Origin of the sequence: Paenibacillus tyrphae (assembly GCF_000722545.1) — a bacterium.
Classification (GTDB): domain Bacteria; phylum Bacillota; class Bacilli; order Paenibacillales; family NBRC-103111; genus Paenibacillus_G; species Paenibacillus_G tyrfis.
Window position 1 is genome coordinate 141,716 of the sequence record NZ_JNVM01000024.1, and the last position, 25,490, is coordinate 167,205.

Below are 25,490 nucleotides of genomic sequence, written 5' to 3' on the forward strand. Positions count from 1 at the left end.
TTATACTAAGCCCAATGATTAGGCGTGTCAAGAAAAGTTTAATGGCTCCAAAAATCAATCATTGACAACAATCGGACGGCTGGAGTATATTCGAATTACAAATTAACGTCAATATAGCGACAAATTATAAAAGGAGGTTATTGGTATATATAGGCAACTTTCTGCAATTTAACGAATATATAACGACAGTTTATAAAAAGACTCTTTGCACAAACCGGATTGGAGGCTTAATCTTCATGTCTAATGCCATCAAACAAATTATTACGCACATTGTCGAGGTTCCGCTAACCCATACCTGGGAAATTTCCCTGTATTCGGCAACAACAAGACAACACGCTATTGTCGAGGTGATTCTGGAGAGCGGTATTCGCGGATACGGCGAATCCTCCCCTTCTCCGGCATTTATGGGAGAAACGGCGGAAACGGTCAAATTGGTGAACGATCGGTATCTGGCTCCGCCTCTGATCGGATTGCCGGTTGACGAGATTGCGTGCGCGCATGCGAAAATGAATCAAGCCATTTACGGCAATTCCGCCGCGAAATCGGCGATCGACATTGCCCTCCACGATGCGTGGGGCCAAACCTTGAATCAGCCGCTGTATAAATTAATTGGCGGAGCCGCGCGCGAAGCTGTCCCGTTAACGTACGTCGTAGGCATCAAAAGCAACCGGGATGCTTACGAAGAAGCGATGAAGCGAATCCACGAAGGCTTCGGCGTCGTCAAAATCAAAGTCGGCAGAGATCCGAAGAGAGACATCGAGCTCGTCAGCCTGATCCGCAAAGCCATTGCAGATTCCGGCAAACCGGCCAAGCTGCGCCTCGACGCCAATCAAGGGTACGACGTCCCGACCGCCATCCGGGTAATTCGTGAAATCGAGGAAACTGGCGAAGTAGAATGCGTGGAGCAGCCGGTCCGAAAATGGAACATGCTTGGGGTAAAAGAAATTCGCGATAAAGTGAAGACGCCGATCATGATCGACGAAGCCGTATTCGGGCCGGAAGACGCCATGACCGCCATTAAGCTCGGGATCGCCGATGTGATCAATCTGAAGGTTTGTAAAGTCGGGGGCATCTATCAATCGAAAAAAATCGCCGCGATGGCGGAAGCCGCCGGAATGACGTGCACGGTCGGCAGCAATCTGGAATTAGGCATCGGCATTGCCGCAAGCGCTCACTTTGTAACCGGTACGCCCGTCGTCACGTATCCGAGCGATTTCATCTGCGGAGCGTATCTGCACGAGCACGATCTCTTGAAAACGCCGATTCAACAATTTGTGGCCGAGGGGCACATGCGCGTCACAGCTAAACCCGGATTGGGAATTGACGTCCGGACAGACTTGCTAAAACAACAATGAAAACGAAGAGGTGATGGCGTTGAACATTTCGATGGAGCGTTTGCAGCAGGACCTGGACAAGTATGCGGAATTCGGGCGCGATGCGAACGGAGGTATGACCAGGCCGAGCTTTTGCCCGGCCGATTTCGAAGTTCGGGAAATATTCGTGCGGCAGCTCGAAGCGATGGGGCTGACGGTGACGATCGACGGGGCAGCCAACATTTGGGGCACGCTGAAAGGAAACGGGCAAAAACAAGGAGCCCTTGTGATCGGCTCTCATCTGGACACCGTTCCGAACGGCGGAAAATACGACGGCGCTTTAGGCGTATTGCTGGCCAAGGAAATTATCCGGACGATCATGGACCATAAGGTCAGCCTCGACCACGATCTGGAGATCGTTTCGTTTACCGCCGAAGAGCCGAACGACTTTAACCTTTCCACGATGGGAAGCCGCTGTTTTACGGGGAAGCTTTCACCTGATCATTTGAAAGAGGTTACAGATTCGCAAGGCCGCCGGTTGGCAGAGGCTTTCCTTCAAGCCGGCGGAGGACTTGATAAATTCCCGGAAATGAAAACGCTTCAAAAAGATAAAAAAGCCTATATTGAGCTGCACATCGAGCAAGGCAAGCGCTTGGCCGCAAACAACATGCCGGTGGCGTCCGTAGACAAAATTGTCGGAATTTACCGCGACAAGATCACAGTGATCGGCGAAGCCAATCATTCCGGCACCACCATGATGGAGCATCGCTGCGATGCGCTGACGGCGGCCGCGGAATTGATCCTGATGGCCGAGAACGCCGCCAGAAACGATGAAGGGGACACGGTGTGCACGGTCGGAAAGCTGGATGTGATCCCGAATGCGGCCAATATTATCCCCGGTAAGGTGGAATTTATCCTTGAGGTGCGGGGAGAAACCCGCGAAGACATCAGGCGCGTCGTTGCAGCCATTAAACAAGCATGGAAGCACGTGGAAAGCAAGCGCCGGGTCCAAATCAAAGAGCTGAACATCCTCGATCAAGCCCCCGTCCGCTTGGACGAAGAGGTCGTCGCTCTGATCGAACAAGCGGCAAGCGACAGAAACGCGCCCTTCCTGCGGCTCGCGAGTATGGCCGGACACGACGCCAGCCATATGGCCGATATTTGCAAGGCCGCCATGATCTTTGTCAAAAGCCCGAATGGAAAAAGCCATTGCCCGGAAGAATACAGCACATGGGAAGATATTGAAATTGCCGGAAACGTCATGCTGGACGCCGTCTTGAAGGCCGATCGACACCTGGGTTAACACATACATCAAGGGAGGTTTTTTATGATGATCCAAAGCCCTTCTCTTCTCGGACTGGTTCCCCTGCTCTTATTTATCGGTTTAATTTTCATCCGATGGAACCCCATCGCGGCCATTGGCACCTCCATCATCGTGGGAGCCCTTATGAGCGGCGCAAGCTTAATGGATGTCGCTACCGTCATCGGCAAAAACGGGATGGCCGATTTTATCGCCTATATCGGCCTTGTCATCTTGGCCGGCGGCGGCTTGGGAAAAATCGCCGAAAAGACAGGCGTCGCCCGCAACATCGTACGCTTTATCATGAACAAAGTCGGGATCAACACGCCGAACAAAGCGATGATCAGCACCATGATCGCTTCCTCCCTGCTGGCCGCTTTGTTAGGTACGCTGGCCGGGGCCAACGCAATCGTCGCTCCCGTCCTGATCCCTGTGGTAGCTGCAGCCGGCCTGTCCTCCAGCGTCGTGGCCATCCTGTTCCACGGCGCGGCCGCAGCCGGGTTGTTGCTTGGACCTTTCACTCCGCCTATGGTAACCTTAATGGAGCTGACAGGCTTAACCTATCCCCAGGTACTTCTCCATGCGGGACTTCCTGTCGCCGTCATTATATGGGTCGTCACCTTTGTCTACAGCAAGCGAATCCTGAAAAAGACTCTGCTTTTGCATCCGTATTCCGATGACGACATCAGCGCGTTCCAGCAAGAAGAACAGCCCGATGCCAGGACGCGAAAAATTACGACCCAGGCTACCGTCGCCTTTCTCATCACCTTACTCGGTTCCATTGCCTACGGAATTGCGATCAAAGGAGGGTCTACGTTTACCATCGTCGTAATCTTATTAACGGCGCTGATTACCGGACTCGTCGGAAGGCTTACTCCCAATCAAATTGCCGATACCTTTGTCGAAGGTGCCAAACCGCTTCTGTGGATCTTTATCCAGTTTATCTTGTTTACACCCTTCATCTACTTCACTGAAAAAATGGGCGGCTTCGAAGCCCTCAAAAATTTGCTGCTTCCTTACGTAGAGCATGGCGGACAAACGACGATGATCATTTTGAGCACACTCGTGAATATCACCGGTATTCCGGGAGCCGCGGTAGCGCATTCTATTCTCATGCATAAGATGTTCCTCCCTACCGTCACGGATCTGGCTATTCCGATGCCGGTCTGGGTTCTCGCTCTCTTGGTCGGCTCGCAAATGCCGTTCTTCTTGTACCCGACCGGGGATGCGCTCGGCTCTATGGGATTGGCCCGTTCCAAAGACCTGAAAAATGTAATCGTTTTCGGTGTCGTCGTGACCGCTGCCGTCTTTTTATTCATTGTCGTGCGCGCGCTCTTCTTATAACTAAATGGAAAGTGATGATCGCTATGAACTTTACCCAGCTTGAAGCCACCATACGCCAAGCCGCCTCTTCGGTAGAAGGCAAAGCGGGAATTGCCGTCGACACGGCCGAGGGGCAAATTCACATCCATGCGGACGAGCCGTTCCCTTCCGCCAGCTTGATTAAAATTCCCATTCTGCTAGAAGCCTATCGGCAAGCGCAAGAAGGCAGGCTGGATCTGCATCAGCCTTATGCCGTTCCTTCCGGGGAGCGCGTGGGCGGAACAGGCGTGATTCATCAATTATCCGGCGCGCTGCGCCTGTCTTTGCAGGATCTCATGGCCTTAATGATTATCGTTTCGGACAATACCGCGACGAATATGATTATCGATCTGATCGGCATGGGGACCGTGAACAAGCTATCGGACGGTCTGGGATGCGGCGCAACCGTTCTGGGCCGGAAAATGCTCGATTTCCAAGCCAAGCGGAACGGGAAAGACAACTTCACCTCAGCCCGCGATATGATTATTTTCCTCAAAGAAATCGTCGACGGAAGCACCTTGAAGCAAGAGGCTAAAGACGCCGCGCTGCAGTTGCTGCGGAATCAGCAGTTTAATGCGAAATTGCCTGCCCGGATGATCGGCGGCTTTTCGTTGGACAAGCCGGTGCTTGCCCACAAAACGGGCGAGCTGCCAGGAACGGAGCATGATGCGGGCATCCTGCAGGTGAACGGGAAAACCGCCTACATCGCCGTCCTCACCACCGATCTGGTTGACAATCTTCCCGCGCAGCAGGTAATATCAACAATTGGGAAGGCCGTTTTTGATTATTTAAACGAATAGTTCATTCTTAAGCCCCTGGAATTCTCAGGGGTGTTTTGACTATATGGCGATACGATTTGGAGGATTGGGCATGGTGATCAAAATTGCCGTTATCGGGTCTGAAAAAATGGCGGATAAAGTACTCCGCTTAAACAGCCATGCCAACGTGCAAATCCGCTCGCTCATTTATGACAAGCCGGAAGAGAGCGCCAAGCTGGTCAAGATGGCGCAAAATGACGACGTCCTGTTTTTCACGGGCCCTTTTCCGTATTTTTTCGCTAAGGACGAGATTGAGAAACGGGGGATTCCCGCCGTTTATATCCCGCTGGACGAGCTGGTGTTTACCGTCTCGCTCTATTACATCAGGGACACGCTCTGCATTCATCCGGACCGGTTATCGATCGATATCCCTTACAAAGAGGTCGTCCTGCATGTGTTGGACGAACTGAATATCGACGCCGCCCGGATTTATATCAAAGAGCATGAGCATTATCATACCGACGAGATTGTAAAGTTTCACCACGAGCAATGGAAGACCGGAAATGTCGATTTTGTGTTGACCTCCGTCCAATCCGTGCATAAAAAGCTGGAACAATTAGGCATCCCCAGCTTTCGCATGATCATTCCGAAAAAAAATATTCTAGACACGCTTCAGCACGCCGTCGCCAAGGGAGAACTGCTGTTAAGCCAAGCGTCCCAGATTGCCGCGGGCATCGTTCAAATCGACTATCCTGATGAAGCGCAGGCCGCGGATACGGAACTGCATGCCAAGCTGCATGAGCTGCTGCTGGACTTGGGGAAAAAGATGAACGCTTCGGTGAAACGCATCGACGACCGCACGTTTATGATTTACGGAACGAGGGGCGGCATCCGGCAAATCACCGGCAATTACCACGTATTTCCTATTCTAGATCAGTTGAAACCGTTCACGCAGGCCATCATCCGCTTCGGTTTCGGTTTCGGCGTCACGGCGCTCGAATCGGAAGAGCACGCCCAAATCGGCTTATATCATGCCAAGAAGCATGCGGGCCACGGCGCGTACATCGTTACCGAGAATAAAAAGGTCATCGGGCCGTTACATCATAAAACAACCAAAACCTTTCAGCTTCAAAGCGATGATGAACACCTCCTTACGGTTGCCAAGCAAACCGGGATCAGCGTTTCCAGCATTACCAAAATCATCGATTTTATCCATCTGCGTCACAACCGGATTTTTTCGGCGTCCGATCTGGCCGACTATCTGCAATTAAGCAAACGGAGCGCCGAACGCCTATTGAAGAAGCTGGTCGATAGCGGCTATGCCGAAATATCGGGCGAGGAGCAGCCGTACCAGAAGGGCAGACCGCGGGCCTTGTATAAAATTTTGCTATGACCCTTGATATCGCTGGCAAAAAAAAGCCAAGTCCGAACTAGGTTCGGCTTGGCTTTTTTGACGATCCTCGGCCCCAAAGCGCCTTCAGCTTATGCGCCGAAAGCTTCGGCTGGCGGTCGCGCGTGAACACGCCCTTACGGTTGACGACGACCCGCGAAGGGGTTTGGCTTGTTTTAAAATCGGCGAACGACCATACGTGAGCGCCGATCGTATACGGCTTTTGCCGGATGATTTCATACTGCCGGGTAACCATCTCCGCCTGATACTCCTCGGAAAACACCTCCGGCGGGTCGACATGCACGCCGGCGACCGCATCCGCTCCGAACTCCGTCACGATCACCGGCTTGCCGAGAACCTCGTAGCAGCGGTCCAGCTTCTCGCTCAGGATGCGGCAGCCTTCGTCCAACCGGCCGGCCTGCTCGTACCAGCCGTGATACCGGTTAAGGCTGACAAAATCGTAATGCTTCAGCGCGACGTCCTTCTCCACATCGACGCAATTGACAATCGTAATCGGCCGCGTATCGTCCAAGGATTTCGCATGGCTGTACAGCGCTTCGTAGAACGCATCCGCCTCCGGGGCCAACGTATCTCCTTCGTTCGCCAAGCTCCAGGCGATAACGCACGGGTGGTTCACATCGCGTTCGATCATTTCCGTGATTACCCGTTTCGCTTTATTCAGGATGGCGGTTCCCTGGTAATGGCTGCGGACGAAGCCGACGAAAGGCGTCTCACCGATCACCAACAGGCCGTGCTTATCCGCATAGCTTAAAAATTCGTCGCTGTACGGATAATGCGACGTGCGGACCGAGTTCGCTCCGATCCAGTTCAGCAGGTTGAAATCTTTGGCGATGACCGCGGGAGAGATGCCTTTGCCCAGTACCGGGAAATCCTCGTGCATGCCGAAGCCGGTGAGAAATACCGGCTTGCCGTTTAGCAAAAGCTCGGTGCCCCGAATCGACACGGTTCGAATGCCGAACGTTTGCACGTACTGATCGATCACTTGGCCATCTCCGTCCGTCAAGCGGACTTCCAATTCGTACAGGAAGGGGTCCTCCGGACACCACAGTCTTGCCGCGGGAACGGTAAAGTCAAATACAGCCTTGGCCCCATCCGCTCCAATCTCTACGGACGAACGGCATTGTGTGCCCCGAATGCTAACAGTGCAAGCACCTTCGAAGCCTTCGCTTAGACCGACATGAGCTTTGACTTTGCCGTCCGTACCGTCGATCCCCGTCGTGATCTGAATGTCGCTGACAAAGGACAGCGGAGTCGTAAACAGCGTCACCGAACGATGAATGCCGCCATAAGGAAAAAAGTCGTAGTAATTGTTCGGATATTGTCCTTTAAATCCGACGATCTGCTCGTCCTCCACGTCTCCCGGAGGAAGGCGGTCGGCCGCGATGGCGGCGTCTACCCGGATCGTAATGCGGTTCGGGCCGTCCCAGCGGACATGGTCGGTAATCTCGAACACGAATGGAAGATGAGCGCCTTCATGCCGGCCGACTTCCGTCCCGTTCACCCAAACGGTCGACAAGTAATTGGCCGAGCCGACGCGCAGCCAGATCCGTTCCGAGCGAAGCTGCCGGGAAAGCTCCACCTCCCGCTCATACCAGCCCGTGCCGAAAAAGTACATCAAATCCTGAAATTGCTCGTTCCAGCTGGCCGGTACCCCGATTTCCCTGTCGGCCGGCAGTTGAAGCGGCCAACCCCGTTGTTCCCCGTCATCGTTAACATCCGGTGCAAACTTCCAAAATCCGTCTAGCGAAATCATCGCTCTGGAACTACTTGATTGTGGATACAGCATAAGCTCCCTCCGTCTTCGATCATCTCTGGTTGCATTCCTACGGAACATGATAGCACGGAGCGCCTGCTAAAGATTTGCATGATTTTTACCGGATGTGTTCATTATTTTGACTTGTTGGCACGTGGAGGCCAGCTAACGCACGGCGATCTCGTCATAAACCTTAGGATGAATGACGAGATTCGCGTTTTTCGCCGTCTCGGTGACCTGTTCTTCCAACTTCTCTTCAGCGTACTTCCATTTCAGCCGCTCCTGGACATCTTCAAATCGGAGATCCCCGCCCGGTGTACGGTCCGTACATTGAAGGACGAATACCGATCCGGCCGTTTCGAATCGTTCGCTGACTTCACCCGGCTTCAGCTTTTGGACAGCAGCGAGCACCTTTTCCTCTTCTTCGCTGCTATCCACAGCATAGCTCGATTCGTCGAAGGTTCTTTCCTTCACCAACGCGTTTACCCCAAGCTGCCGGACAACCGCATCGGCCTCCTTGCTGCCCGCCAGTCCGGATCGGATTCCGTTCATCGTCTCCATCGCGGCGCTTCTTGTTAAGGAGCCGGGACCGTCCCCGCTTCCAAAAGCCAATTCAACGACTTGCGTACGAATACGGTCGGGCTTCTTCAGCTCCCCTTTTTTTCGCAGGTTTTCGTAAGCGGCATGCAGCGCCTCATTCGCGGCCTGAGCTTCATGTTTCGCAGCATAATCAAGAAGCTGCCGTTTGATCGTATCGTGAACGTGGTTGAAATAGGCAATCTCGCTATACTCGCGGGGCCCGAATATAGGCTGGCCCTTTTTCACAGCTTCTGCTCTTCTTTTGTTTTCTTCGGCCAGACTCTCTTTAAAGCCTCTGTAGCTGACATCATCCGTCAGTCCGTATTGCTTGGCCAGAAGCTGCTCTGTCTTTATGATTTTAAGCTTTTCCAGCGTTTTTTTCTTCGCCATCTCCAATGGAATTTCACCGTTGAAGCTTGTCGTCCAAAATTTCGCGCTATCTTGCGCGCCATAGGTTTCATGAAAATATCCATACACTTCCGCTACACGATCCTTTAGAACCATTTCAAATTCACCCAAGACAACAGGTTCCCCGTTGATCGTCAAAACCTCTGCATAAGCATCGCGGCCGGACCGCTGTCCGAACAAGAAGAACAATAAAACAAGCAAAGCTGCAAGCAGCACAATAACAAGCGACATCCGTTTCTTCATGTGAAAAGCCTCCTAAAAAAACATCAAGGAAATAGCAGAGACTCCGTCATTCCGTCATCCAAGCTTCTGCTATTTCCCGATGATCCTAACAATCCCTCTAAGTAAGGGAGGTTATTGCGTCAGTACGAGCTGCGGCTTGTTGCTCGCGGCCTCTTTGGTATTGAAAGAAACGTCTCCCTTCGAGCTCGCCGCGCCTTCGTTCACCAGCAAGAACGACACCAGCTTGTCCGACATCTGGCTGTTCACATAGTTCGTCACATCGAATTCATACCATGTCCCGACGGTATTGCTCATGACGGCGCTGCCGAGGAGCGTCGTGCCCGCCGGGGCGTTGTTCCAGGTGATGCCCGTCTCGCTCCAGCTTTTATCCGTGGTGCCATATAGTTTGACCGTCCTTGAAGCGTCCGTATTGACGGCCGGGACATACACCTTCACTTTGGCAGAAGCTGCGCTTGAACCGCCAAAGGTTCCGTAATTGAACTTGACATAAGCTTTTCTGGCAAACCCGGACACATCGGCTTTGACCATCATCGTCGCCTCTGTGCCGTAATTCGTACCTGCGTAAGCTCCGTCCCTGACATAGGAATCGGCGGTTGGCTCATAGCTCACCGAAGGCTGGTTCGGACCGCCCGACGCATACTCGAAAGCGCCAATATCCGGATTGCCGTTGTACAGAGCCGTGCCCCAGAAATCTCTGCCGCCGTTATTCGCCACAGGGATTCCGCTGTTAATGAGCGGCGACGTCGGCTGAAGCTTGTAGCCGCTCAACCGGCTCGGATCGTTCATATTGATGTTCGTTTCTCCAGCCCCGGGGTTAACGAGCTTCGGGTCGGCTGTTATTAAACCGGGATGCGACGCCGGACCGTTGACGTCGTCGATGGTTGCCGGGTAGAAGCTGTTGTTTTGGAATACGGCCGACGTGCTCCAGGCCTTCTCCGCGAATTTCGTAATCGTTCCGTCCACTTTAATGATATTGTTATAAAATTTGACCATATTGGAATCGTTATCAAAAACTTGGGTCTTCACATTGGGTCCCACATAAATGGTATTGTTGTAAATTTCGTTTCCTGGGCTGGTGCTGTGATAGAAGAAGATTTCCTGGCCTGAACGGTAGCCATCGTTTTCACTGATGTTGTACCTGAACTTCAAATTGCTTGCGCTGGGCATGACCAACAGAAGCCCGCCGGAGTTATTGTGGCTGTAGTTATACTGGAACACGTCTCCGATACAGTTGTTGTCCGAATCGAACGCTTCCCCGTCGTTGCCGCCGCCGCTTCCGCCGTACACTTCGTTGAACTGGACGACGGCTCCCGTTGTATAGTGCGTCCATAGGCCCGCGTAATTGCCGGAAGACGTTTTGCTGTGGTTTTTCACCGTGTTGTATTCGGCCAAGGCGCCGGACAGCACCTCCGCCAGCACCATGCCGTCTCCCCATACTTCTTCGACGAAGTTGCCACGGAATACGACATTCGTGCTGATCTTCGGATAGCCGTTGCCCGCATCCGATTTCGTGCGGATCCCTTCCTTGGTCACATTGGCGACATGGTTGTTCTCCACCAGCACATCGTTAAATCCGGCCTGCAAGCCTACCGTAGCTTTCCCGTCTTTGTCAATATGCGTGCCGAAGAAGATGATTCCGCCGCTGTTTTTGTTGCCGTTCTCATCCGAATTGACATCGTGAACGTAGCAATTTCTCACATAAATATGGTTTTTCAAGCCGGGCTGATTGTTGTACGCCAGTATACCGGCCCTTGAGGACACAATGGAAGAGCTGAAATTGGTTACCTCAAGGTTGTTAATTTCCCAATATTCTTGGTTGTACAGCATGACGGCGCCCGATGTGTTCGCGGGATAGCTCGTGCCCGCTCCGTTAATAATCGGCTTGGCGCCGCTTCCGTAGCTGTCGATCACAATCGGATTCCCGCTCGTTCCCGATCCCTTCGGCCACAGCTGGCCGGTCCAGACGCCGCCTGACTTGAACAAAATTTTGTCGCCGGGCTGAAACGTTGTGCCGTTGACTTTGGCTAGTGTAGCCCATGGCGCGGATGAGCTTGTGCCGGTGTTCGTGTCGTTTCCGCCCGCCGAATCGACATAATAAGTCGTTCCGGCCGCATGCGCAGGCTCAGGGGCGACGTACAATACTCCTGCCAAATGCAGCAGCATGGCTATGATAAGGAGGACAGCAAAGCTTGATCTTTTACGGGGAAGGCTCATTTAAGAAATACCCGCCTTTCATCTAAAATAATTTTCTGCTGTCAGCGAACGCTATGCTCAAGAAAGCGCACTCATTTTTCATCCCTCCGTTTCCGTCCGCTAACCCCATATTATTGGGCATGGCCCTTCCCTAAAAGGCACGATTTACACCACTTTTACTCATTTTTTAATCCGTTTGCCCAAGGCCGGACGCAAGACGGCAGTCTCATCCTTTCTTAGACGAACGGTACAAACTCGGCAAAGCGCCGGTATGGGCCTTGAACAGCTTCGTAAAATAATTTTTGTTCTCGTACGAGAGCATGGCGGCGATCTCTTCGACGGTTTTGTCGGTCCGTTCCAAAAGCTCCTTCGCTTTCTCCATCTTGGTTCGGGTGACGAACTCGACAAAATTTTCTCCCGTTTCCCGTTTAAACAGCCGGCTTAAATAGTTGGGATGGAGGTGCAAGTGCGCGGCCGCCTCCTCAAGGCCGACCCGCTCCTGCCACTTGCTTGCGACAAACCGCTGGCATTCCAGCACCTCGCGGCGCTTCGATTCCTTTCTTATCCTTCCGGCACACTCCACGGCTTGGTTCAGGAAATGCTGAAGCCACTCGCCCAGCTCCTGAAGACTGGCCAGCTCCATGACATCGTGATGCAGAAGTCCAGAGGAAAAGCTCGTTGGGTTCATCTGAAGAGATTTCAGCCGCAAGCGAATCTCCAGCACGATTTTGAGCATCCATTCCTTCACTTCCACAGGGTGAAACCGGTTTTCACGCATAACCCCCATCCATTGACCGACGGTTGCGGCGATCATGTCCGTTTTCTCTTGCAGAACAAGCTGCCGGAAATCCTCCAAAGCCGGCACATACTGAGCTAACAGCTCGTCCCCCAAGCCCGCGACGGGCAGCGCCTGCTCCATTCGCCCGACCGATCCGTGCGGCAGGTAAAATCGTTCCTTTCCCAGTCCGACGAGCGCCGCGAGGTTCTCCTTGAGACGGAGCGGCTCCCTGCAAGGTAGTCCGATCATGAACGAATAAGACACTTTCGCATATTGAAGCAGGCACTTCTGCTGGGCACAAAGCATCTCCTCCACCCGCTTCCAGCTCCCGATACGATGTTCGGAGGAGAAAGGAAACAGCAGCAGCAGCTCCCCCTGCTGGTAAGGGAACACCTCGCAAGCTCCGGTACCGAGCGCTTCCGCCAATACATTCTCGGCCGTATCCCGCAGCAGCTCGGGGGTACGAAACCGCGCGACCGCTTCCCGGGGACGATCGGGAAAGGCCAGCACAGGCACCCGCTCCCCTTGGGACAAGTCGATCCCGTACTCCTGCGCCCGCCGCTCCCATTCCTGGACGTTGAGCAGGGGGCTCTGAATGGTATGGAGCATGAAGGCTTGCCGAAGCAAGCTGTCGTTCTGCTTCACCTTCGCTTCCATGTCCCGTTTCGCGGCTTCAGAGGTTCTCTCTGCATCAAGCGCCTCCTTCATCTGCTTCAGCAAGTCTCCGATCAGCCCGGCCATCATCGTTTCTTTCAGTACATAATCGGTGACATGAAGCTTGAGCGCTTGTTGCGCATAATCGAATTCGTCGTGACACGAGAGGATGACGACCTTGAGCCCCGGATGCAGCGCTCGCATCGCCCGGATCAGCGCCATCCCGTCCATTCAGAATATCCACCTGCGATGCCCCGGCAGCGGAAAGTGCTTCCTCCGGGTCTTGAAAACAGCCGCCCAATCGGCATTGAACCGCTTCCCACGGCAGCGCTTCCTTCAAATAGTGCAAAACCGGAAGATCGTCGTCGACAACGAAGACGGTGTACATCCCTTACTCCTCCTCTCGCTGCTGCGGAATGATCAAGGTAATGGTCGTGCCTTGCCCCAGCTCGGAATCCATGGCAAAAGCACAATGCTCCTTATAAATGAGCCGTAGACGCTCGTATACGTTCCGCAGTCCGATGCCCGACAATCCCGCGGACGCCCGTTCCTTCGCTTCGCCCTCCCCCTGCAGATCGGCGCGAAGCTTTTCCAGCCGCTCCTTCGAGATCCCGACACCAGAATCCGCGATCACGATGTTCAGACGTCCGTCTGCCAGCAGGTGCGCATGAATCGTGATCGTTCCTCCCTTGCGGGCAAATCCATGCAGATAAGCGTTCTCGATGATCGGCTGCAGCACAAACCGGGGCACTTCCGCCAGCACGGCGTCCGAAGCGACCGTCAGCTTTAGTTGAAGCCGGTCCCCGAGTCGGACGTTAATCAGCCGGACATACTGCTGAATCATCTCGATCTCTTCATGCAAGCTGATGAACTCGTTGTTGCGGTTAATCGTCATTCTGAGCAGCGAAGATAAAGAACTGATGAGGTCCGCATTTTCCGCGTCGCCGCGAAGCAAAATTCTCATGCGGATCGAATTCAAAATATTAAATAAAAAATGCGGATTGATCTGAGCCTGAAGCATCGCCAGCTCCGCTTTTCGTTTATGCTCTTGCTCGCGGATGATGCTTTGGACCATCGTCTCGATCCGGTCCAGCATCCGGTCGAAGACAACACCCAGCCGGCCTACCTCGTCCCGGCCCCGGATACCGGATCGTTCGCCCAGATGCCCGGATTCGATGCGGACTACGGTCTGCGCCAGTCTTCGAATGGGAGTGGTCAAAGCGCCTGTCAAATAGAGCAGAACTCCGGCGAACATAATTAAACACAGCGTTTGAATGAGAAAATCGATCCGGCGAATCGCCTGGATCGGCTTGGACGCTTGCTTATACGGGCTCATGCTCACGAGCTGCCAATGCGGATTGAGCGCTTCCGCGATGAGAAGGTTGGCTTCGCGTTCGACCTCGATCAAGCTGGCCTGTCCTTCGGAAGGCAATTGATCGCGAAACGAAAAAAGCGTACCGATCCGCTCCATCTCCTTGTCGAATACGATCCGGCCTTCGCGATCCGTAATGAGAAGCGTTTCTTCCTTCTTCGAGCTTGTAAACAGCTTTTGCAAAGCGGCGGCATCCAGACTGACGATAGCTACCGCTCTAAGCTGGTCGCCGGAGCGAATAGGCTTGGCGATCGTAAGGACGTAAGGGTGGCGAACGCCGTCCGGATTCGGCACATAGTTCGGTTCCCCGCCGACCCAGCGGGTCTGATAATGCGTCAATTCGCTCGTTGCCTGATACCACAGCTTGCCGAACAACTGCTTCGGGTCGAAGTCAAAGCTGCTGTAATTGGCCCAATAGTCCCCATTCGGCAATAGAATCGTCAAATACAGCGGATCAAAGGAAGCGAGAATCGCGTCTAGCCTTTTGTTCAGCTTCAGCTTGGTTTGAACGATTTCGTACGGCTGACGGACCGGGTCCATCCGACCGAGCTCGGCAACGAATGAATGCAGGTCCGGATCAAATTGCAGCAGGTTCAAAATATATAGCATCCGATCCAGCTGATTCGCCACGTACTGGTCCACAATTTTCAACGATTCTTGCGAATTGCGGGTGACTTGCTCCTTCATCACACCCTGTGTAAACCAGTTGGAAACAAAAAAGGAAACGACGGACGGCAGCAATAAGCAAACGACGATGCCCGCCATCAGCTTGCCGCGCAGCGAGAGCGCTTGAATCCAAGTCCGCATAGGGAAGCTCCTCCCCGAGCCGAAAGTGAAAAGGAGAACATTCGTCCTCCTTGCCATCATCTTACCATAGCTTGGAAGGCAGCGGTCCGTTTCTCATTGTCCGTGGCAGCACAAAAACGCCAAGCCGCAAAAAGATCGACTTGGCGTCTTATTCGTCATATTGGTGAAGCATGGCCTCTTCCTCGGCCGCGCTTTGCAGATCGTACGCCATGATGCTGTGGATCGGATAATACTCCTGATCCGCCAGACGCATCGCTTCCTCCCGGATGAATTTCGGCGAACCTTCGTTCTCGTCGTCGTAGACAAGCAGCAGACCGTCGGAATTGCGCAGCAAAAATTGATCACGCGCGCGAAACTGCCACGGCCCGCTATATTTGCTTTTCGTGACGCTGTTCACATAGTCCGCGCCCGCCAGCACCTGCTGGTAGACAGCCTTCTTCTCTTCGCTCCAGTTCTCCTCCTGCTCCAGGAACGGGGTAATGACGGCGAGCTTCAGCTCGAAGCCCTGCGACTTCATTTCGATCGCCGCCTCGGCCGCCCACAGCTCCACGCCCCATTGGCCGCTGACGATCACCCATTCGAGCCCTTCGTCCAGCAACGCGGCGAACCGGCTTTTCAGCGCCTTCTTAATAATCCCGATGCCAGGATGCTTCAGCGAAAATATCCCAAGCTCCGACGCCTTGTAGCCCGTTACAAGCAAGCTTTTCACGGTCCCAGCCTCCTTGTGACTTGTGCAGCGGTTATTTGAACCATCCTTTTTCCTTAAACCGCATGATCGCTTCGATCCGGTTGCTGACGCCGAGCTTATCCAGAATGACGGAAATGTAGTTGCGGACGGTTCCGGTGGTAATATAGAGCTGACTGGCAATTTCCTTCGTATTCTTCCCGTCAGCGATCAGGTGAAGCACTTCCTGCTCCCGCTCGGTCAGCGGATTCTCCTCCCCGGCCTTCTCATCAACCAGCTCCGAGGCATAGATGCGCCGGCCGGCCATGACGCTGCGGATCGAATCCGCCAGCTCTTCGCTGGGGCTGTCCTTCAGCAAATACCCGTGCACCCCGGCCTTCAGCGCGCGTTCGAAATAGCCGTAGCGGGCAAACGTCGTCAGGATGATCACCTTGCAGCCGCAGCCCTTCAGCTCCTCGGCCGCCTCCAGCCCGCTCTTCCCGGGCATCTCGATGTCCATGATGCAAATGTCCGGCTTATGAAGGCGGACCAGCTTGACCGCATCCTCGCCATGGTTGGCCCGTCCGACGACCGTCATGTCCTCTTCCAGATCGAGCAAAGAAGCCAGCGCGCCCAATAGCAGCCGCTGATCCTCGGCAATGACAATGCGAATCATCCCTCCGCCTCCTTTTCCGGTTGTTTGAACACATTCGGCACTTTCATCACGATCATCGTGCCCGGACCCGGACCGATCTCCAGACTCCCGTTCACGAATTCGAGGCGCTCCTTCATGCCTCCCAGCCCGTTGCCCCGCAAGCAGTCCGGATGCTCCGCCAGACCGCAGCCGTCGTCCTGTACCCGGATCACGAGCTCCGTCCGCGACGGCGTGATGGTAATCCAGCATGTGGATGCTCCGCTATGTTTGACAGTATTGGTAACGGCTTCCTTAATGCACATGCTGACCACATTTTCGTTCAGCAGCGAGGTGTTGGTCAGCTTCGGGCTGCCCTCCAGAACAAAATCGATCTGCGCCGCTTTCAGCATCTGCTTGACCCGAAATACTTCATCCTCCAGCCGCGTGCCGCGCATCTGGGTAACCATCTCCCGCACTTCCTTCAGCGCGCTTCTCGCGGTCTGATGAATATCGTTCAGCTCGGCTTGGGCGCGGCTCGGGTTTTTGCCGATCAACTTCCCGGCCAGATCGCTCTTCAGGCCGATAAGCGAGAGCTTCTGACCGAGCGTGTCGTGCAGGTCGCGGGCGATTCTTTGGCGTTCCTCCAGCTTGACGAGCTCAGAGATCTTCCTGTTCGCCACCTCCAGCTCGTCCTGCAGCTTCTCCCGCTTATTCCGGTTGTACGTGTTCACCGGCAGCAGAATCACACCGATCAAGCTGACCAGCACAAACGGCAGCTGCGTAATAATGACCGGATTCTGCGTCACGAAGCCATAATTGATCGAGGCAAGCGTGCTGACCAGATGAATGGAATACAGCGTGAAAAATCCGATCCGATGCTGGATATTGCCGATAAAAAACGCCAGAAACAACGAAAAATACACATAGCCGAACAGCAGGCTCATCGTAATGGAAATGCCGATCTGCACGCTTGTCCAGAAGTACACCAGCCACCCTTTGGACACAAAAGTAAGCACATAACATATAAAAAAGCCGATGATCATCGTAATGCCGACGGCCACTTCGTAAGTCGATGAAGAGCTGAAAATGAAATAAAACGGAAGAATATAAAAGACGACCCATACATAGGGGCTAAGTCCCGTATTTTTGTGAATAATTTGAATCCACTTGCGCATGGCGTCATCCCTTGTCTATTAAAAAAAGGCTTTTATTTTCCTTGCAAGCTCGGATTGGGGTTATTCACCTGGCTGGCCGCCGCCGGCTTGCGGAGCAAAGGCTTGATGTCTTTAAAGCCTACAAAGTTCTTGCGCTTCTCGTCCCACAAGTGGAAGCGAAGCGACTGCAAGCTGGTGCCGATCGTAAGCGTCGTGACCTTCTGCAGCTCGGGCGTAGCCTCATGCGCCTTCTCCAAGTTATAGTTCGGCACCTTCGGACTCAAATGATGCACGTGGTGAAAACCGATATTTCCGGTGATCCACTGCAGCAGCTTCGGAAGCTTGTAATAAGAGCTCCCTTCCACGGCCGCCTTCACGTAGCTCCACTGGTCCTCATTCTCGAAGTAGGATTCCTCGAACTGATGCTGCACGTAAAACATCCAAATTCCCAGCAAGCCGGAGACGAAAAAGACCGGGCCTTGGACCAGCAAAAAAGCCTGCCAGCCGATCACCCAGATCAGCAGCGCATACAGAGCGACGATAGCCAGATTCGTCACGTAGGTGTTGATCCGCTCTTTGCGTCTCGCTCCTCTGCGGTTAAAGCGGTATTGAAGCAGGAACACGTAGACCGGGCCGACGACGAACATCGACAGCGGATTCCGGTAAATCCGGTAAGCGATCCGCCTCCATAACGGAGCGGCGACGTATTCGTCCACGGTGAGAATCCAGATGTCCCCGACGCCGCGCTTATCGAGGTTGCTGCTTGTGGCATGATGAATCGAATGGCTGTATTTCCACTGCTCATACGGACAGAGCGTCATCACACCCGTGATATTTCCGAGTATATCATTAGCGAGCCGGCTTTTGAAGAACGATTGGTGACAACAGTCATGGAAAATAATAAAAGTCCGGACCACAAAGCCGCCGGCCACGATGGTGAGAGGAAGCGTCAGCCAGTACGAAACGGACAAGCTCGCATAGGCCGCATACCAGAGCAGCACCAGCGGCACCAGCGTATTCACAAGCTGCCATAAGCTTGACTTCGTATCGGTTTTCTCAAAGGGACCGACGTTCTTTTTAAGATGAGCTATACTCGCTTGGTGCATTCGTTTATTTCCTCCTCGATAGGACGCGCGGGGAACGTTATAGAACGTCGGACGCAGGTTTTCTATCCTCCATTATAGAGAAAGCACCCCGCAGGCTGTAGTCATAAACGTCAGATCGAGGGTATGACAATCGTCATATAGCGTTAGGGTTTAAGCGGGATTAGATATAGTTGTATGGCCAGATTTAAGTAAGCGTCGATCTCTCTGATTTTCGCAAAAGCAGGTTCGAGCGTATCGACGACCTCATCGATAAACAGATCGATATGGAATTTCAAGGTCGTTCCGAGCTGCCTTCCGTACGGCGTTTCCGGCGGAAACGCAAAAGGACGCAATTGGATCGTATTCCCGCCCCTTGCTTGGTCCCTGACAAACCATGAAATAAACTCTAGGGCGATCAAGCCCTCTTCGGACCGTTCGATCTCAAATTCAATCTGGAGGAACACCTCGTTTTCCAGCCCGCCGTTGGTGCGTCTTAAAGTGGCGTGGGGCAGGTGGGCATAATCGGACAGGGACAGCATTTCACGGTCGATCGGCTCCAAATTCTCCACGTGGCTTTCTACGCTGACCATTCCTTTTAAACGCAGTAAAGTCTCATGAAAATTGCTGACATCGATAGGGTAATTGCTCATGTGATATTCCTTCTCTCTAAGATGATGAATATAGATTCGACTGCAACCGATCCTTTTTCGCAAAAAAGGTGCGGTGATTGGAAAACAGCTCCAAAATTCCTTATAGACCGACGGTCAGTCATATGGTAGTATAACCTATAGACTGACGGTCAGTCTATAGGAGGTATCAGTATGAAACGAATAGTTAAAGATCCGAAGACGCGGCGACAAGAGATTTTGACGGTGGCTGGTGAGCTGTTTCGACATCACGGCTATGCGGGCACGACCGTGGAGGCGATCATTCAGAAGGTCGGCGTGGCGAAAGGGACTTTTTATTACTACTTTAAGTCGAAGGAACAAATTCTGGACGCGCTTGTTCACGAGCTGGTCGACCGGCTCTGCGAAGCCTACCAACAAATCGCGGACGACCCTGCGATGGGCATAATGGATAAGCTGCGCCACATGCTGCGGGGGCAACATCAGCTTGCGGTCAACGAAAGCGAGTTGATGGAAGGGCTGCACCGGCCCGAGAACCGGGAGCTTCACGAGCGGAGTAACATCGAGATTATCGTGAAAATCTCGCCTATATTGGCCCAAGTCATCGAACAAGGCAAAAAAGAAGCCCTGTTTGATGTGGAGCATCCGCTGGAAACCGTCCAGTTTCTTCTGGCGGGGTCGCAATTTTTGCTGGAATCGGGCCTCTTCCACTGGAATCAAGAAGAGCAGACGAGACGGCTTAAGTCCATGCAGGCGATGATCGAGAGGTCCTTAGGCGCGAAGCGGGGCTCCTTTTCATTTATTTAGGTGGGGGTGCGGAAATGAACATCCGGGACGCAGCGTTTCGAAAATTTCTTATCGTTTGGTCGGGGCAGCTCTTCTCGGCGATCGGGAGCGGACTGACGGCTTTTGCGCTGGGGGTCTTTGTGTTTCAGAAGACCCAGTCGGCCATGGACTATTCGTTGATCATTCTTTTTAATTTTTTGCCGTCGTTTCTTATGCTTCCGTTCACCGGGGTGCTTGCCGACCGGTTCGACCGCAAGAAGATGATGATCCTGGGGGATGCCGGGTCGATCGCGGGTATCTTGTTCATTTTGTTCATCATGATGTCCGGAAACGTGGATTTGTGGCACATTTATTTGGGAGTCGCCTTAAGCTCGGTATCTGCAGCGATCCAGATCCCCGCGTATAAAGCCGCCGTCTCCGATCTGGTGTCCGAAGAGCAGTACTCCCAGGCCAGCGGGCTTATTCAGTTGGCGGGATCGGCGCAATATCTCATCTCTCCGATGATTGCCGGATTCCTGGTCAGTTATTTTGACATCAAGCTGGTTCTCATCCTGGATATCATGACTTTCGTGATCGCCGTTGCTGCCGTGCTGGTGATTACGAAGCGTGAGGCCGCCCCGCGACAGCAGGATAACCGGAATTTTTTCCGGGATCTGACCGATTCCTTCCGTTATCTCCTCTCCCGGAAAGGGATTCTATGGCTGGTTGTGTTAACCTCTATGGTTTGCTTTTATATCGGGCTGCTTCAATCGCTGTTCGGGCCGATGGTGCTGGCTTTGGCCGATTCGAGGACCTTGGGGATCGCCCTTTCCTTATCCGCAACCGGAATGCTGGTAAGCAGCCTGTTGATCGGCGTATTTGGCTTAAAACAAAGCAAAGTCTTCATCCTCTCCCTGTTTCTTGCGCTGGCTGGTCTGTTTTATGCCCTGATGGGCCTGTTCCCGGCCGTTGCGATGATCATCGTATTCGGGTTCCTCTTTTTCGTCACACTTCCGTTTGTGAATACAAGTCTGGAGGTGCTTATCCGGACGAACGTCGATAACGAAAACCAAGGCAGAGTATGGTCCATGGTTTATGCCATCTCCCAAGTGGGCTTCATCCTGGCCTTCGGGTCGGCGGGCTTCTTATCGGATCACGTGTTTAACCCGCTGCTTCTTCCGGACGGGGCGCTGAGCCAAACGGTCGGGCAGCTCATCGGGACCGGGCAAGGCAGAGGCATCGGCTTACTGTTCGTTCTTTCCGGGTTGTTCGTCTCTCTCCTTGGTCTGATGATCGGGCGGGTGAAGAAAATCAAAGCGCTGGAGTCGGACGCGGCCGGGGAAGCAAGAGCAACTGGTGTGTCTGGCTGAGCGGTGGGACCGTGTCCGGCCAAGGCAGGCGCACGGGGAAAAGCCGATGCGGCATTCAGGCCTCCCGGCTTGATGATGCTTCATCGGCTCCCAGCATGTGTGACTACGGCTATTCCTCATTTTGTAAAAAAAAGAAACGCCCCTTAAGGCGTTCCAATGTACGTCTAGTCAAACAACGAATTCCGACATGATGGTGCTAATATCATATGGCGTAACGCCCCGGTCCACGGCAAACACCGTCTCGGCTTCGTCCGCCTGCTCTACCATGCGTCCTCTGGCCGTCGCGTGCAACGTGAACAAATCATACAGGGTCGGCTTCGTCAGCGTAGTCATAGCTTTCCCCATCAGAACCATCCCTTTTTGATTGCCCTCTACATTGTTATAGTAATACGGATGCTTCTTCAAAGCCAAATCCGTCCAGATCACGGTTCGTTCCACCAGATCCAGAATAACCGGAATGGCAATCTGGGTATCTGCGGTGAGGTCGATTTTATCGGCCACGGTCGAAGGCTCGAATACCTCCCCGGTCTTCGGGGACTGCCGCATCATCCAACCGGCATAGCATTCCGGCAAGTTGCAATAGGGCTGCTCCGTGAACGAATTCAGCGAGGCGACAATGAATCGGCCGCCATACCGGACGATCGAAGGAATATGCAAATCGATAAACTCGCAAGCGCCTTGGGGAGCCGATGTAATATCTCCGCTATGCGCGGCTTTGTATTTGTCGGACCGCAGATTCGTGTACGATATATGCTCGACATACTGCCAATTCTTATCATACATCACCGCCGACAAGTCGATATCGACGCGCCCCGTATGCTTGCCGTTGACCATCCCTTCCTTCCACCAGAGGAAAAAGCGGATCGTATCCCCTTCCGGCATCCGAACCCGGCTGCCTCGCACGATCGTACGCAGCGCTTTGCTGGCCGACCGTTGCGAGAACGGCATCAAATACTGCTTCAGACTTTCGTCGATATACACGTCTCCTAGCGGTGGGAGCTCCGAGAAGCGGCGGATCAAGGTACGTCTGCATGTGTCGACCACTGCTTCGCAAGCATCCGGATGAATACCCGGCAGCGTATTCGGAATGGCCATGGCCTTCGCCACATTTCCTTTTGGGAAAAAGGTGCGCAGCTCGTGTAGCTCCTGCCGATGGCTAAAATGAACCATGACCTGCAGCAGTACGGGCGTAGACGCCTGATCGGCGACCTCGGCGAACTGGCCAATCACTTGCGCGGTATCCTCGGACAGCCGCAACAGATGATCCAACCGTCTGGCAAATTCGCCCGCGCGCGTTTTCAGCAAAGCTGCCGCGAGCAGCGTATCTTTCCGGCGAAGCGCAAGCTCCACTTTTCCGCCAAACGTTTCGTACGGTTTATCGTTGCGGAGAATATCGAAGGCCTCTTGGCAGCGAGCATACCGGTTTTTGTATTCGGCGGGGTGCAAAATTTCTCCAAGACGTATCCAGCGATGCTTATAGCGCAGCATATCTTCGACGATATTGCCGCACCGATCCAGCATCCCCAGAAGCAAGCGCCGTTCCGCGCGCTTGAATTTGCGGAACTTCGTGTTCGCCGCCAGACTGACATCCCCATCCGAAAGCGCAACAGCCAAACGAAGCACATCCGTTGCCGTCTTCACGTATTTTCCGACGAGGTCAAGACTGGCCTTGTTGTACTTCAGCAGCGCACCGACCACAAAGCCCACATTTTCTTTCAAAGGAATCTCATTCGGCAGCACAGCACCTAGATCGTCGTAGGCTGCGATGACCCATTCAATATCTTCCTTGTCTTGTTCTGAAATCGAGCCGTTCGCTGCGATGAGATTGTGGATCGTTTGATCGAAATGTTCCGCGCTTCCCAGATCGATGATTTTCAGATCCACTTGATCCAGCAGCGGGAGTCTCTCTAGGGCCTTGTGCTCGGGCAGCTCAAGGGTGAGGTAGTGATAGATGGCGTGCAGATACAGCTCGGCTTGGCTGAGCAGCATCACTTGCTCGGGAAAATTGGGATACATCGGCTTGAAGCTCACATTCGCTCCCAGGAGCGATTTCAAGTCCGCCACAAACTGGTGGTAGAACGCCGTGAACTCTTCGATGGACAGGGTGCGGAGGACTTCCATTAACGATTTGGAGAACGTAAAGCCCAGGTACTCGATATTTTTCAAGGCAGTTGCCATATATTTATCGGGAAGAACATGACGGCCGGGTTGGACAATGACTTTTCTGTTTCTTCTCAGGTAAATGACGTTTCTCATTATAAGACTCCGGGAAGTAAACAACACGTGAGCCCGGATGCCTCCTCTCCATAACGGATGGATCGTCATCAGGAAATTCGCATCTCTAAAATCAGGGTTAGGTAGAAGGAAGAGATGCGATAGCCTGATGATGGACAATCTCTTCAGGAAAGCCGCCACCCTAATATCCAATGAGTGTAGAAGGAAGGATGGCGATAGCCTGAGGAGATTTTCCCGGAAGCTGCGCGCCTTGCGGCGTTGGCTTCCTGAGGTTGATTATTCCATAGTTTGGAGCACTCGAACAGGGTGAAAGTATTACGACAGTGGGATTGGGGGACGAGGGATAGATAAAATTGTTGCGGGAGATACAAAAAAAGAGGGGGCTCGCCCCTCTTTACATGGCTAGAATATTGGTCATTTGTCTTACGTAGCAGCAGGATCAGGAAGCAACCATTGCTCGCAATTATTAGCCAACTCCTGCAATTCATTTATAAAAACACCGGCATGGTATCCGTCGCAAACCGCATGATGAACCTGTAAAGAAACGGGCAGCAAAATTTCGCCGGCTTGTTCAAAATATTTGCCGCATGTCGTAATCGGCAGCAAAGACCGTCCATCCGTATAAATATTCAGATTGAACCCAGTAAAGCTAACCCAGGGAATACATGAAACATTAACCGTGTTCGGCGGCTCATTCCCTTTTGCAGACAAGCCCTTCACTTCGCCATACCTGTTCATATCATCCAGATAGTTTTGATAAAACACATCGAAGTCGGTCGAAAAATCGGTCCACATGGTAGAAAACGTTTTGTCGTCTTTATGAAAAAAGGTAAAGCTGGGCAGCAACTTTTCCCAATACCCCAATTCCCCTTCATTATTGAAACAAACGCGGAATTCGCGATGCTCATTCACCGTTTTTGTAACCATATAGAGAAACGCAGGATAAAACTTGAGACCTTTTGCCCGAAGGGTTGGGAGCAGTTTGGTAACGTTCAAATTGGCCGTTATGCTGAATGTACATCTGGCCGCATGTAAATAATGCTCGAAGTACGCCCGTCTTTCCCATTTGTTCATATCGAGTACAGTGAAGTTCAATTGGATAACCTCCTAAAATTGTAAAGTGCGTATTTCAGGAGGCTAACTCGATTGCTCGTTTCATATTACCATTCCCTTCCCCGCCTTAGGGCTAGTTCCATGCCCATACTCTAAGTATAAAGCTATATTCGATGGATGGAAACGACATCAATAATTGAAATAAAAAAGTACCAGCTCAATGACATCGGAAAGGTGACTTGATATCTGATATTCATCACTACCGCGGCAACAAACTACATAGATTCCCTGTCGAGTCAACAGTCGGTAAAAAATATAAAGAGGAATGGGTAAACATGAGAGGTTTGACTTTCAACTTTTTAGCTGTTCCTTGATATTTTGAACCCATGGGAGTGGGGAACCTGATATCTCAGGATACGATACTTGCAACACAATTTCACCATTCATGAGGTATATCTGGATCTTTTATTGATATGATTTCACCATTTGCATATTCTCTGACAATTTCACCTTTATCCGTTTTATATACAATGTAAGTCCCATTTGCTTTTGCATCCAATTTTGCACGTTCGCCAGTAAGCTTGATTAATATGCTTAAATCTTGAACACGATTCATGACATCTCACCTTCCTACCTGTATGCAATCTTTTCATTATCGTTACATTCCGCCTTAAACATGCAAAATTGGAATGTGATTTCTTCTAATTTGTTGTGGCGAATAAAAAACAATTATCTAAATGTATGATAGCACATTTATGAATCAGCACTTTTCCTAAGTAACTGACTGACCCAACCTTGTGAAATTCCCAACATTTCGGCTAGTTCCTTTTGCGAAGCTTTAGGGTTTTCCTTCATCGCTTGCTGCAGACGGTCCAGGGTTTCTTTTCTTCTCGCAGTCATTAAATGCCGCGGAAGAAAAAAGGAAGAGAAAGCTATATTGCCAATTTACTAGTTCCCCCCTAAGTATGTCATC

General features: G+C 52.5%; 21 protein-coding genes. 7 read left to right on the plus strand and 14 right to left on the minus strand.

Translation table 11 applies throughout. The features are described from left to right. Positions 1-236: 236 nt before the first annotated feature. The 5 genes from ET33_RS26750 (at position 237) to ET33_RS26770 (ending at position 6,126) form a co-directional block, all read left to right on the plus strand. On the plus strand, positions 237-1,355 hold the full coding sequence (locus tag ET33_RS26750) for a mandelate racemase/muconate lactonizing enzyme family protein (RefSeq protein ID WP_036689473.1): 1,119 nt from the start codon (positions 237-239) through the stop codon (positions 1,353-1,355). Positions 1,356-1,368: 13 nt separating this feature from the next. Next, entirely contained in the window at positions 1,369-2,616 is a 1,248-nt protein-coding gene (locus ET33_RS26755; RefSeq protein WP_036689478.1) for a Zn-dependent hydrolase, read from the plus strand. A 24-nt stretch (positions 2,617-2,640) separates the two neighbouring features. Further along, positions 2,641-3,957: a Na+/H+ antiporter NhaC family protein gene (locus ET33_RS26760; RefSeq protein ID WP_036689482.1), complete on the plus strand. Its 1,317-nt coding sequence runs from the start codon at positions 2,641-2,643 to the stop codon at positions 3,955-3,957. Between the two features lie 23 nt (positions 3,958-3,980). Further along, a complete protein-coding gene (locus ET33_RS26765) occupies positions 3,981-4,775 on the plus strand; it encodes a serine hydrolase (RefSeq protein ID WP_036689486.1) in 795 nt (264 codons plus the stop codon). 70 nt (positions 4,776-4,845) lie between these two features. Then, entirely contained in the window at positions 4,846-6,126 is a 1,281-nt protein-coding gene (locus ET33_RS26770; protein WP_036689488.1) for a hypothetical protein, read from the plus strand. A gap of 37 nt (positions 6,127-6,163) precedes the next feature. On the opposite strand, the gene uidA is transcribed toward ET33_RS26770, so the two are convergent. The 10 genes from uidA to ET33_RS26820 all read right to left on the minus strand — a co-directional run bounded on the left by uidA (position 6,164) and on the right by ET33_RS26820 (position 19,118). Beyond that, positions 6,164-7,930 (minus strand): beta-glucuronidase, encoded by a 1,767-nt coding sequence (gene uidA, locus ET33_RS26775; protein ID WP_051775655.1) that lies wholly within the window; start codon positions 7,928-7,930, stop codon positions 6,164-6,166. Positions 7,931-8,062: 132 nt separating this feature from the next. Beyond that, positions 8,063-9,127 carry a peptidylprolyl isomerase gene (locus tag ET33_RS26780; RefSeq protein WP_036689491.1) on the minus strand — a complete coding sequence of 355 codons (1,065 nt, stop codon included), beginning with the start codon at positions 9,125-9,127 and terminating at the stop codon, positions 8,063-8,065. A 111-nt stretch (positions 9,128-9,238) separates the two neighbouring features. After that, positions 9,239-11,341, minus strand: coding sequence for a CBM96 family carbohydrate-binding protein (locus ET33_RS26785; RefSeq protein WP_051775657.1), 2,103 nt, complete (start codon positions 11,339-11,341; stop codon positions 9,239-9,241). Positions 11,342-11,546: 205 nt separating this feature from the next. Further along, positions 11,547-12,983: a helix-turn-helix domain-containing protein gene (locus ET33_RS26790; protein WP_036689492.1), complete on the minus strand. Its 1,437-nt coding sequence runs from the start codon at positions 12,981-12,983 to the stop codon at positions 11,547-11,549. A gap of 160 nt (positions 12,984-13,143) precedes the next feature. Continuing rightward, a complete protein-coding gene (locus ET33_RS26795) occupies positions 13,144-14,931 on the minus strand; it encodes a cache domain-containing sensor histidine kinase (protein ID WP_051775659.1) in 1,788 nt (595 codons plus the stop codon). Between the two features lie 148 nt (positions 14,932-15,079). Beyond that, complete coding sequence (locus ET33_RS26800; RefSeq protein ID WP_036689493.1) at positions 15,080-15,640, minus strand: DUF1273 domain-containing protein; 561 nt, start codon at positions 15,638-15,640, stop codon at positions 15,080-15,082. A gap of 31 nt (positions 15,641-15,671) precedes the next feature. Then, positions 15,672-16,271, minus strand: a complete 600-nt coding sequence (locus tag ET33_RS26805; RefSeq protein WP_036689495.1) for a response regulator transcription factor — start codon at positions 16,269-16,271, stop codon at positions 15,672-15,674. Continuing rightward, positions 16,268-17,404: a sensor histidine kinase gene (locus tag ET33_RS26810; RefSeq protein ID WP_036689496.1), complete on the minus strand. Its 1,137-nt coding sequence runs from the start codon at positions 17,402-17,404 to the stop codon at positions 16,268-16,270. Before ET33_RS26810 ends, ET33_RS26805 begins: the two co-directional genes overlap by 4 nt. 32 nt (positions 17,405-17,436) lie before the next feature. Beyond that, positions 17,437-18,489: a fatty acid desaturase gene (locus ET33_RS26815; RefSeq protein ID WP_036689498.1), complete on the minus strand. Its 1,053-nt coding sequence runs from the start codon at positions 18,487-18,489 to the stop codon at positions 17,437-17,439. Between the two features lie 143 nt (positions 18,490-18,632). Next, positions 18,633-19,118 (minus strand): hypothetical protein, encoded by a 486-nt coding sequence (locus ET33_RS26820; protein WP_036689499.1) that lies wholly within the window; start codon positions 19,116-19,118, stop codon positions 18,633-18,635. Between the two features lie 171 nt (positions 19,119-19,289). Here ET33_RS26820 and ET33_RS26825 point away from each other — a divergent pair, with 171 nt between their 5' ends. Both ET33_RS26825 and ET33_RS26830 read left to right on the plus strand, forming a co-directional pair. After that, positions 19,290-19,901, plus strand: a complete 612-nt coding sequence (locus ET33_RS26825) for a TetR/AcrR family transcriptional regulator (protein ID WP_036689501.1) — start codon at positions 19,290-19,292, stop codon at positions 19,899-19,901. Between the two features lie 14 nt (positions 19,902-19,915). Then, complete coding sequence (locus tag ET33_RS26830; protein ID WP_036689502.1) at positions 19,916-21,229, plus strand: MFS transporter; 1,314 nt, start codon at positions 19,916-19,918, stop codon at positions 21,227-21,229. Positions 21,230-21,397: 168 nt separating this feature from the next. Here ET33_RS26830 and ET33_RS26835 read toward each other — a convergent pair whose 3' ends face one another. From ET33_RS26835 to ET33_RS37805, 4 genes are all read right to left on the minus strand, one after another. After that, complete coding sequence (locus ET33_RS26835) at positions 21,398-23,485, minus strand: TerD family protein (RefSeq protein ID WP_036689504.1); 2,088 nt, start codon at positions 23,483-23,485, stop codon at positions 21,398-21,400. Positions 23,486-23,887: 402 nt separating this feature from the next. Next, positions 23,888-24,559, minus strand: coding sequence for a type A chloramphenicol O-acetyltransferase (catA, locus tag ET33_RS26840; protein ID WP_036689506.1), 672 nt, complete (start codon positions 24,557-24,559; stop codon positions 23,888-23,890). Between the two features lie 394 nt (positions 24,560-24,953). Then, complete coding sequence (locus ET33_RS26845) at positions 24,954-25,133, minus strand: hypothetical protein (RefSeq protein ID WP_036689510.1); 180 nt, start codon at positions 25,131-25,133, stop codon at positions 24,954-24,956. A gap of 137 nt (positions 25,134-25,270) precedes the next feature. After that, the gene (locus ET33_RS37805; protein ID WP_081890519.1) at positions 25,271-25,417 is read right to left on the minus strand and encodes a sigma factor-like helix-turn-helix DNA-binding protein; all 147 of its coding nucleotides are present in this window, start codon (positions 25,415-25,417) and stop codon (positions 25,271-25,273) included. Positions 25,418-25,490 lie beyond the last annotated feature (73 nt).

What these genes read in the sequence shown, in the direction of transcription:
- uidA (WP_051775655.1), bottom strand. Translation starts at nt 7,930, where the DNA reads ATGCTGTATCCACAATCAAGTAGTTCCAGAGCGATGATTTCGCTAGAC.
- ET33_RS26795 (WP_051775659.1), bottom strand. Translation starts at nt 14,931, where the DNA reads ATGCGGACTTGGATTCAAGCGCTCTCGCTGCGCGGCAAGCTGATGGCG.
- ET33_RS26830 (WP_036689502.1), top strand. Translation starts at nt 19,916, where the DNA reads ATGAACATCCGGGACGCAGCGTTTCGAAAATTTCTTATCGTTTGGTCG.
- ET33_RS37805 (WP_081890519.1), bottom strand. Translation starts at nt 25,417, where the DNA reads ATGACTGCGAGAAGAAAAGAAACCCTGGACCGTCTGCAGCAAGCGATG.
- ET33_RS26825 (WP_036689501.1), top strand. Translation starts at nt 19,290, where the DNA reads ATGAAACGAATAGTTAAAGATCCGAAGACGCGGCGACAAGAGATTTTG.
- ET33_RS26790 (WP_036689492.1), bottom strand. Translation starts at nt 12,983, where the DNA reads ATGGACGGGATGGCGCTGATCCGGGCGATGCGAGCGCTGCATCCGGGG.
- ET33_RS26815 (WP_036689498.1), bottom strand. Translation starts at nt 18,489, where the DNA reads ATGCACCAAGCGAGTATAGCTCATCTTAAAAAGAACGTCGGTCCCTTT.
- ET33_RS26845 (WP_036689510.1), bottom strand. Translation starts at nt 25,133, where the DNA reads ATGAATCGTGTTCAAGATTTAAGCATATTAATCAAGCTTACTGGCGAA.
- ET33_RS26785 (WP_051775657.1), bottom strand. Translation starts at nt 11,341, where the DNA reads ATGAGCCTTCCCCGTAAAAGATCAAGCTTTGCTGTCCTCCTTATCATA.
- ET33_RS26765 (WP_036689486.1), top strand. Translation starts at nt 3,981, where the DNA reads ATGAACTTTACCCAGCTTGAAGCCACCATACGCCAAGCCGCCTCTTCG.
- ET33_RS26835 (WP_036689504.1), bottom strand. Translation starts at nt 23,485, where the DNA reads ATGAGAAACGTCATTTACCTGAGAAGAAACAGAAAAGTCATTGTCCAA.
- ET33_RS26750 (WP_036689473.1), top strand. Translation starts at nt 237, where the DNA reads ATGTCTAATGCCATCAAACAAATTATTACGCACATTGTCGAGGTTCCG.
- ET33_RS26760 (WP_036689482.1), top strand. Translation starts at nt 2,641, where the DNA reads ATGATGATCCAAAGCCCTTCTCTTCTCGGACTGGTTCCCCTGCTCTTA.
- ET33_RS26820 (WP_036689499.1), bottom strand. Translation starts at nt 19,118, where the DNA reads ATGAGCAATTACCCTATCGATGTCAGCAATTTTCATGAGACTTTACTG.
- ET33_RS26810 (WP_036689496.1), bottom strand. Translation starts at nt 17,404, where the DNA reads ATGCGCAAGTGGATTCAAATTATTCACAAAAATACGGGACTTAGCCCC.
- ET33_RS26805 (WP_036689495.1), bottom strand. Translation starts at nt 16,271, where the DNA reads ATGATTCGCATTGTCATTGCCGAGGATCAGCGGCTGCTATTGGGCGCG.
- ET33_RS26755 (WP_036689478.1), top strand. Translation starts at nt 1,369, where the DNA reads ATGGCGTTGAACATTTCGATGGAGCGTTTGCAGCAGGACCTGGACAAG.
- ET33_RS26770 (WP_036689488.1), top strand. Translation starts at nt 4,846, where the DNA reads ATGGTGATCAAAATTGCCGTTATCGGGTCTGAAAAAATGGCGGATAAA.
- ET33_RS26780 (WP_036689491.1), bottom strand. Translation starts at nt 9,127, where the DNA reads ATGAAGAAACGGATGTCGCTTGTTATTGTGCTGCTTGCAGCTTTGCTT.